This is a genomic window from Stenotrophomonas sp. STEN022, assembly GCF_056760155.1.
In genome coordinates this window covers 1-8,226 of record NZ_JBRREG010000143.1, presented here as the reverse complement: position 1 = coordinate 8,226, position 8,226 = coordinate 1, and the positions used below count along the sequence as shown (strand labels likewise).

8 protein-coding genes are annotated in these 8,226 nt (G+C 64.3%); 4 read left to right on the top strand and 4 right to left on the bottom strand.

From position 1 onward, the window contains the following. Window positions 1-103: 103 nt before the first annotated feature. Entirely contained in the window at window positions 104-1,360 is a 1,257-nt protein-coding gene (locus ACVOMF_RS19770; protein ID WP_481510784.1) for a DEAD/DEAH box helicase, read from the bottom strand. A 41-nt stretch (window positions 1,361-1,401) separates the two neighbouring features. Next, window positions 1,402-2,181: a polysaccharide deacetylase family protein gene (locus ACVOMF_RS19765; RefSeq protein ID WP_481510783.1), complete on the bottom strand. Its 780-nt coding sequence runs from the start codon at window positions 2,179-2,181 to the stop codon at window positions 1,402-1,404. Window positions 2,182-2,241: 60 nt separating this feature from the next. Here ACVOMF_RS19765 and grxD point away from each other — a divergent pair, with 60 nt between their 5' ends. Further along, the gene (grxD, locus tag ACVOMF_RS19760) at window positions 2,242-3,168 is read left to right on the top strand and encodes a Grx4 family monothiol glutaredoxin (protein ID WP_481510782.1); all 927 of its coding nucleotides are present in this window, start codon (window positions 2,242-2,244) and stop codon (window positions 3,166-3,168) included. 373 nt (window positions 3,169-3,541) lie between these two features. Here the strand turns inward: grxD and ACVOMF_RS19755 are convergent, their stop codons facing one another. After that, complete coding sequence (locus ACVOMF_RS19755) at window positions 3,542-4,081, bottom strand: DUF924 family protein (RefSeq protein ID WP_481510781.1); 540 nt, start codon at window positions 4,079-4,081, stop codon at window positions 3,542-3,544. Window positions 4,082-4,329: 248 nt separating this feature from the next. Here ACVOMF_RS19755 and ACVOMF_RS19750 point away from each other — a divergent pair, with 248 nt between their 5' ends. The 3 genes from ACVOMF_RS19750 (at window position 4,330) to ACVOMF_RS19740 (ending at window position 6,366) form a co-directional block, all read left to right on the top strand. After that, window positions 4,330-5,274: a DegV family protein gene (locus ACVOMF_RS19750; protein ID WP_481510780.1), complete on the top strand. Its 945-nt coding sequence runs from the start codon at window positions 4,330-4,332 to the stop codon at window positions 5,272-5,274. A gap of 72 nt (window positions 5,275-5,346) precedes the next feature. Next, a complete protein-coding gene (locus ACVOMF_RS19745) occupies window positions 5,347-5,685 on the top strand; it encodes a hypothetical protein (RefSeq protein WP_481510779.1) in 339 nt (112 codons plus the stop codon). Continuing rightward, window positions 5,686-6,366, top strand: coding sequence for a Dph6-related ATP pyrophosphatase (locus ACVOMF_RS19740; protein ID WP_481510778.1), 681 nt, complete (start codon window positions 5,686-5,688; stop codon window positions 6,364-6,366). A gap of 137 nt (window positions 6,367-6,503) precedes the next feature. On the opposite strand, the gene ACVOMF_RS19735 is transcribed toward ACVOMF_RS19740, so the two are convergent. Next, complete coding sequence (locus ACVOMF_RS19735; protein WP_481510777.1) at window positions 6,504-7,922, bottom strand: GGDEF domain-containing protein; 1,419 nt, start codon at window positions 7,920-7,922, stop codon at window positions 6,504-6,506. Window positions 7,923-8,226 lie beyond the last annotated feature (304 nt).

Here is an 8,226-nt window from a genome sequence, read left to right as displayed (position 1 = left end):
CCCCCCCCCCCCCCCCCCCCCCCCCCCCCCCCCCCCCCCCCCCCCCCCCCCCCCCCCCCCCCCCCCCCCCACTACAGGTGACGTTTTCCCGGCAAGGGCCCTGTCAGGACCCGGTTTTTTCCGCCGCCGCAGCCCGCGCGCGGTCTTTCTTGCTCGGCCGGCGTCCCTTGACACCACCGTTGTCGTCGGCAACCACGCTTGCCACCGGCGCTGCCTGCGTAGGCTCAAAGCCCTCGATTACTTCGGTCGCGTTCTGCAGGCCATGACGTTTGCAGATCAGGCGCCAATGCGCCATTGCCGCCGAATCGACAAAACTCAGCGCCAGCCCCTTCTCGCCTGCCCGTCCGGTGCGGCCGATTCGGTGCAGGTAATCGGCTGGCGCGCGCGGCAGGTCGTAATTCACCACCACCGGCAAACGGGTGATGTCGATACCGCGCGCAGCCAGATCGGTCGCGACCAGCACCCGCGTTTCGCCATCCTTGAAATCCTGCAGCATGCGGAAGCGGCGCCCCTGCGACAGTTCGCCGTGCAGCGCCTGCGCGTTGACCTCGGCTTTGCGCAGCTGCGACGCCAAACGGTCACCGTCACGGATGCTGCCGACAAACACCAATACCTGTTGCCACTGCGGATCTTCCAGCAAGGACAGCAACAACTCGGCGCGCCGGGCGCTATCGACGTGGATGGCGTGCTGCTCGATATCCGGCGCCGACTGCTCACCGATTTCCAACCGCTGTGGTTCATGCAAACCGGCTGCGGCCAAGGCCTGTATATCGTCCGCAAACGTGGCCGAGAACAAGGCGGTCTGCCGTCTTACCGGCAACTCGGCCAGGATCTGTCGCAGCTCGTCGCCGAAACCCAGCTCCAGCAGGCGATCGGCTTCATCCAGCACCAGCAGCTGCACCTGCTTCAATGACAGGGCGTTGTGCGCCAGCAGGTCCAACAAACGCCCAGGGGTGGCCACGACGATGTCGGCACCGCCGCGCAGCGACATCATCTGCGGATTGATCGACACACCGCCGACCGCGCAGACCAGGTGCGGCCTTCGCGGCAACTTGCGGCCCAAGGTGGTGAACACGTCGCTTACCTGCAGGGCGAGTTCGCGGGTCGGCACCAGTATCAGCTGGGCCAGTACGCGCGGCTTGCGTGGCGTTGCCATGAAGAAACGTTGCAGCGCCGGCAGTACGTAAGCGGCCGTCTTGCCTGAACCGGTGGGTGCCAGCGCGACCACATCGCGGCCCTTCAACAGCAAGGGCACGGCCTGCTGCTGGATCAGCGTTGGCGCCAGATAACCGGCCTGCTGCAAGGCCTGCTGCAGCGCGGGCAGCACGTAGGGAGACAGGCCGAGTTGAGAGAAAGACATGGTGCGGTTCCAGAACGCCGCGCAATGGCGGGGAGGCGAGTCTACGCTGTTGTCTGCGGCAGGCGGGCGCGCAGGCCGCGCGCATGCATCTGCTGCAGTACGGCGTCGATGATGGCCAGGTTGTGGCCGTGGGCGGCACCTTCATGCAGGAGGACGATGGCGCCAGGTGCCAGATCCGGTGCGATCCGTGCGACCACGCCCTCCGGCGTGCAGTTCACGCCGTCATAGCCGCGCGCGCTCCAGCCAATCCGCACCAGCCCATGGCGCTTGAGCGCCGCCGCCACGAATGGGTTGGTCATGCCTACCACCGAGCGATACCAGCGCGGCGGCGCTCCGGCGATGGCGGTCAGCGCCTGCTGGCATTGGCCGATTTCATGCGCCATCTGCACCGGGCCCAGCGCCCAGAAGCGCGCCTGTGGGTGTGAATGGCTGTGATTGCCAAGGTCGTGGCCTCGCCGCAGCACCTCGTGTACCAGCTCCGGACGGGCCTGTGCACGCTCACCAACCATGAAAAAGGTCGCCTTGGCCCCATGCCGGTCGAGCAGGTCCAGCACCGCCTGGGTCTCATCGGACGGGCCATCGTCGATAGTCAGCCACACGTCCTGGCCAGGTGCACGACTGGTCACGGGCGCGTAGAAGCGGCTGTTGGGAAGGAATACCGGTACGACGAACAGGGCGTGACTGAGCAGCATCAAGGGCAAACCCCACATCCAGCCCAACCGCCACCACAGCAGTGCAACCAGCAATTGCGAGACAAGCAGCCAGGGCAACCAACGCCAAGGGTGTACGGGAATGCGATGCAGGGTTTCCGGGGCAGTCATTCCCTATGATGCCATGCAGCGTAGAATCAGCTGGTCTACGACCACTTATACGAGTTCACGATGTCCCTGGACCCCGCCCTGCGTTCACGCATTGAATCCATCCTCGGCGCCGACCGCGTCGTCCTGTTCATGAAGGGCCAGCCGACGATGCCGCAGTGCGGTTTCTCGGCCAAGGCTGTTGGCGCGCTGCAGGACCTGGGCGTGCAGTTCAACCACGTCAACGTGCTGGCCGACCAGGAAATCCGTGAAGGCATCAAGGCCTACGGCGACTGGCCGACCATTCCGCAGCTGTATGTGGACGGCGAGCTGATCGGCGGCAGCGACATCATCCTGCAGATGGCCAGCAGCGGCGAACTGAGCAGCCTGCTCGGCCTGGCCGCACCGGACCGCACCCCGCCGTCGATCACCGTAACCCCGGCCGCAGTTGAAATGCTCAAGGGCGCCCTGGCCGACTCGCCCGGCGCGGCCTTGCAGCTGAGCATCGATGCCAGTTTCCAGCCGAACTTCCAGCTGGCCCCGTTCGACGACAACGCCATCGCGGCTGAATCCAACGGCCTGCGTGTTCAGTTCGATTCCTCCAGCGCGCGCCGTGCCAACGGCATCACCATCGACTGGGTTGACGACATCCGCGGCCAGGGCCTGGCGATCAACAACCCGAACGCGCCCAAGCCGGTGCAGGACCTGGACGTGCGCAGCGCCGACGACCAGCTGCGTGCCGGTGCCATCACCGTGGTGGACGTGCGTCCGGCTGACGAACGCGCCATCGCCGCGATCAACGGCAGCTTCGAAACCTTCGACGGCGACAACCGCGCCAAGCTCGAAGCCCTGCCCAAGGACACCGCGCTGGCGTTCCTGTGCCACCGTGGCGGCCGCAGCGCACAGGCTGCCGCGCAGTTCCTGGCATTGGGCTTCACCAATGTGTTCAACATCACCGGCGGCATCGATGCCTGGTCGGAGAACGTGGACAACAGCGTTCCGAAGTACTGATCGGAACGCGCTGCTGCAACCGAAAAGCGCCGGCCTAGCCGGCGTTTTTTCTGCGTTGAACAAGCTTGGGAACATCAGCCTGAATGCCTGCTTTGCAGGAGCGGCGTCAGCCGCGAAGCTGATAGAACATCGGATCGCAGAGGTAACGAGCGCTGCAGCAATGTCAGCTTCGCGGCTGATGCCGCTCCCACATGCAAATCAGAAGCATGCAGCCTGTGCCCTTTTGTGGAAGCGACATCAGCCGCGATGCACTTGAGTGGTCAGATGGCATGCGAACCCAATGCTGCACTGCATACGTACCGCGATGAGCAGTACCTGACGGACAGGCGTGTATCCAACAACGCCGTCAGCAACACCAGTCCCTCCCGCACACTCAACCAGCAAAACCACCTTCAGCAAGGAAGTGCAGTTCGTCCGCAGTGGGAATCCGGCCAAGCACCGCGTTGCGGTGCGGGAAGCGGCCAAAGCGGCGGATGACATCGCGATGCACTTCGGCGTATTTCAGGTATTCCAGATCGCCAAGCACCTCGAACATCGCCACCGCGCGCTCCTGGTCCTGCGGATCCTCGGAATGCTCGAACGGCAGGTAGATGAAAGCCCGTAGCTTGAGCGGCAGCTCGCGGTCCCAGCCTTCCTCGATGGTGCGGGTAGCGTAATGCCGCGCCAACCCGTCGGTAGCGTAAGAGTGCGCGGTGCCACGGAAGCAGTTGCGTGGAAACTGATCCAGCAGGATCTGCAGCGCCAACGCGCCCTCGGCATTTTCCAGCCAGTCCTCACAACCGCGCCGGGCTGCCTGGTAGTGCAGGTCCAGGAAGCGCTCCCGGAACTCGACATCAAAGGCCTCGTCACGCACAAACCAACGCTGCGGGCCAGCCGCGCGCCAGAACTCAACTACCGAACTTGCAGTTTCCATTACTGATCCCTGGTTCACCGCCTACCCTCAGGCGGTGACACTTCCCACCGATGTCGTCGCATCCGGGGACGGGGCCTCAGTTGCTTGGCAGTAGCTTAATAGGCTACCCCAAGCTATGAAATGAGGAAAAGGTGAAAAAACCTACCCGGGATTGGGACGTTGTCCGCATAAACCACCAACTCCATCCCAGGTTTTGAGATAGGGTTCCTATCTTTCGGGACTGTTACGACCCTTGGGGGGTACAAAGCATGCGCATAGGAATAGTGGTCGACTCGGCCTGCGACCTGCCCAAGGGCTATCTGCAACAGAACAATATCGTGCTGCTCCCGATCAGCGTACGGATCGGCGACACCGTGCTCCCCGACCACCGCGACGAGGAATCCACCCTGGCCTTCCTGCAGGGACCGCTGAGCGAGCGCAGTGCCGAAGCGGAAACCATCCCCTATAGCGCCGAGCAGATCCGCGACCTGTTCCTGAGCCGCCTGGTTACCGATTTCGACCAGGTGTTCTGCATGACCATTACCCGCACCCGCAGCCCCATCCATGACAACGCGGTGCAGGCTGGCTACAGCATCCTCAACGAGTACAAGCCGATCCGGCAGGCGGCCGGTTTCAATTCACCGTTCAGCCTGCGCGTCATCGACACCCAGAATCTGTTCGCTGCACAGGCAGTGAGCGCGGTGGAAGCGGTGCGCCTGCGCGACAGCGGTGCCACCGTTCCGCAGATGCGCGAACGACTGGAGCTGGTGGCGAGCAATGTGCACGGCTACATGGTCACCCGTGACCTCTACTACCTGCGCGCGCGCGCCCGCCACAAGGGCGACCGCAGCGTCGGCCTGCTCAGCGTCGCACTCGGCAGTGCGCTGGACATCAAACCCGTCCTGCACGGCTACCGTGGCAATACCGAACCGGTGGCCAAGATCAAAGGCTTCGAGCCTGCCGTGCAGGCCTTGTTCGACTTCGTAGGCAAGCGTGTGGTGCACGGCCTGATCACCCCGACGGTCTGCGTCAGCTACGGCGGCCCGCTGGACGAGCTGCGTGCCCTGCCCGGCTACCGGCAGCTGCGCGACACCTGCGACCAGCACGGCGTAGCGCTGCTGGAGGCAGTGATGAGCCTGACCGGCATGGTCAACGTGGGCAAAGGCGCAGTGACTATTGGTTTTGCCGATGAACCGCATACCTTCGGTAGCTGATCAACCCGCATCATCTGGACAAAACCACTACATTTGACGCGCTAGTCTGACGCTCTACCAAGGAGGCACCCCATGTCCGTGCTCTATTCCATATCGCTGCCCGATCCGGCCAAAGCCCGTGGCAACGACCCGCGCCTGTCATTCACCGCCAGCGGCGCGGATGCCTTCGCCGAGCAACTACAGGCCGCCCTGCGCACACCGGAGCTGTTCGAGCGCTGGAAGGCCACCCAGGACGAACCCGATGACGTGGACCCCGGCTTGGGCGCTATTGACCCGAACGCCACGGTTACCGGCAAGCAGTCCGACCTGCGCATCGACCTGATCGCCACCACCAGCCTGGCCGGCGAGCTGTTCAAGCAGCGCATGCGCATGCTGGCCGGCAGCCACTGGGAATTGCGCGATGTGCGCTGAGTGTTGAGAACGCAGGTACTGGTGTCCTGGAGCGGCGGCAAAGACGCTGCCTGGGCGCTGCACGAACTCCAGCAACGCGATGACATCGAGGTCGTCGCGCTGTTGAGCACGCTGACCGAAGGCTATGAGCGCTCCTCGATGCAGGGCGTGCGCCGCGAGGTATTGCTCGCCCAGGCAGACGCCGCCGGGCTGCCGCTGCTGGAAGCCTGGATACCGCAGACCTGCGACAACGCCGTGTATCTGCAACGCATGACAGCAGCGCTGCACGAAGCTCAGCAGCGTTGGCCCGGCCTTGCGACCATCGCCTTCGGTGACCTGCTGCTGGAAGACATCCGGCGATGGCGCGAGCAGCAGTATGCGACGCTGGGCTGGCAGACCCTGTTCCCGCTGTTTGGCCGCGACACCACCGCGCTGGCTCGGCAGATGATTGCGAACGGCCTGCATGCGCAGCTGTGCTGTGTGGACAGCGAGCGGCTGGATGCCGGTTTTGCGGGTCGAGTATTTGATCAAGCCTTTCTGGATGAATTGCCAGCAGGCATCGATGCCTGCGGCGAGAACGGCGAATTCCACACCTGTGTTGGCGCAGGGCCGATGTTCCGCGCCCCGTTGAAGCTTGAACAAGGCGACACCGTACTACGCGAGAACCGCCACGCCTACACGGACTTCACCCTGACTTTGTAGGAGTGGCGTAAGCCGCGAAACCACAACAGCAAGAACAACAGCGCCTCGTGCAATCGCATACGTCGCTCCCACCTTCAGTAACCCAGCTTCGCGGCTTACGCCATTCCTACAAAGCTGGGTCCCGCATCGAACGATCATCAGAACCACGCCACCGCACCATCGCGTACCGACACCCGGTTCCTGCCTGCACGCTTGGCCGCATACAAGGCGCTATCAGCATCCTCCAGCAGCTGCGCTGTTGGTGCCTTGGCAGAAGGCTGCAGGAAAGCCACGCCCACACTGATGCTGACCGCTGCTTCCGGCAAGGCGAGCGACTCAATGGCCAGCCGCAGCTTCTCGGCGAGGGCGATCGCATCTTCCCGCGCGCAGTCCGGGATGATCACCGCGAACTCTTCTCCGCCGTAACGCGCCAGACAATCGCCCGCACGCCGGACATTCGCCTGCAGCCGTGCTGCAACCGCCTGCAGGCAACGATCACCGGCCGGGTGCCCGTGGGCATCATTGAATGCCTTGAAGTGATCGATATCGACCAGCAGCAGCCCCAGGCCGGCGCCACTGCGATGTACGCGGCTGGCCTCGGCCTGCAGGACAGCATCGAACTGGCGACGGTTGGCCACGCCGGTCAGGCCATCCTGCCTTGCCAGCTGATCCAGCGCTGCCTGTCGTTCCAACAGGCCCATCTGCAGCAGCGTGCTGCGCAGGCTGAAGCCAATGGTGGCGACCACGAAGCCGGCCACAGCCAGCGTTCGTGCATGGTCCACCACCAAGGTCCCCACTACGAGCAGCAGCAAAGGCAGGATCATCGGGCCGCCCGCCTGCACCAGCCGCGACAGCCGCGGGTCCGGCAGGAAGACAGGAGCCGATACCCTACGCACGGCCAGCAACATCAACAGAAGGAATGGCAGATCGATCAGTAGATCGTTGTACGCACCGAAGGAATCTTCCGAGCTTAAGTGGTTGATGTAACCGGCTGTCAGCAGGTACGCAAGTGCATACAGCGCCAGCGCGCGAAAGAAGCTGCGCCACTCCGGCACATCACCGGCGAGCCAGCGCACGGTTGCGAAGCTGGCAATGCACAGGTTCTGGATATCAAACATGTAGCGCATGTTGCGCATCGCCTGTTCGTCCGCGTCGATGCGGTCGGCAAAGAAGCCGGTATGCACGAAGAACAGCACACCCAACAGCACTGCCATAGCTGCATCAATCAGGCTGATGCTGGTGCGCTCGCGCCGTGCGCGGGCAAGGATGAACACCAGTGGCACGGCGTAAAGCACGTACAACAACATGCTGGCACGCGGGGTGACATCGGCACGGCCCGCCCCCAGTGCATCGACAAGATTGAGTGCCATGCCGCCGGCCCATAGCAGCATCGCCAGCGCGATCGCATACCAGCCCAATGCCGCGCGGTCGTGCCGTGCGCGCAAAACGCAGCACCAGGCAGCAAGCAGCGGCGCTGCGACCAGGAAGCCGAAGGAACCAATGCCAGCAGGACCCGACCCGATGACGAGGACCAGACCATGGCAGACGATGAACAGCAGGATCAGCACTACCGGCATGCATTCCCCATCGGACAGGCGCTATGCGCGCACGATAGCGCGACGGCCGCTGCGACAACGTGATCCAGACCCCGCCACGGAAACCCAACCCGTAGTGCCGAGCCATGCTCGGCAGGGGCCTTACAAGCGAAGAACAAACCCCTCCCCAGCCCTCCCCTTCGCTGCGCGAAAGGGAGGGAGCAGAGCGTAGTGGGGGGGGGGGGGGGGGGGGGGGGGGGGGGGCGGGCCGCCGCCCCCCCCGCGCCGCGGGGCCGGCCCACCGCACCCCCCCCCCCCCGCGCGGGGGCGGGGGGGGGGGGGGGGG

Bases quoted from the DNA above. Each gene is read 5' to 3' on its own strand.
- ACVOMF_RS19770 (WP_481510784.1), bottom strand. From the start codon at position 1,360: ATGTCTTTCTCTCAACTCGGCCTGTCTCCCTACGTGCTGCCCGCGCTG.
- ACVOMF_RS19765 (WP_481510783.1), bottom strand. From the start codon at position 2,181: ATGACTGCCCCGGAAACCCTGCATCGCATTCCCGTACACCCTTGGCGT.
- ACVOMF_RS19755 (WP_481510781.1), bottom strand. From the start codon at position 4,081: ATGGAAACTGCAAGTTCGGTAGTTGAGTTCTGGCGCGCGGCTGGCCCG.
- grxD (WP_481510782.1), top strand. From the start codon at position 2,242: ATGTCCCTGGACCCCGCCCTGCGTTCACGCATTGAATCCATCCTCGGC.
- ACVOMF_RS19735 (WP_481510777.1), bottom strand. From the start codon at position 7,922: ATGCCGGTAGTGCTGATCCTGCTGTTCATCGTCTGCCATGGTCTGGTC.
- ACVOMF_RS19750 (WP_481510780.1), top strand. From the start codon at position 4,330: ATGCGCATAGGAATAGTGGTCGACTCGGCCTGCGACCTGCCCAAGGGC.
- ACVOMF_RS19745 (WP_481510779.1), top strand. From the start codon at position 5,347: ATGTCCGTGCTCTATTCCATATCGCTGCCCGATCCGGCCAAAGCCCGT.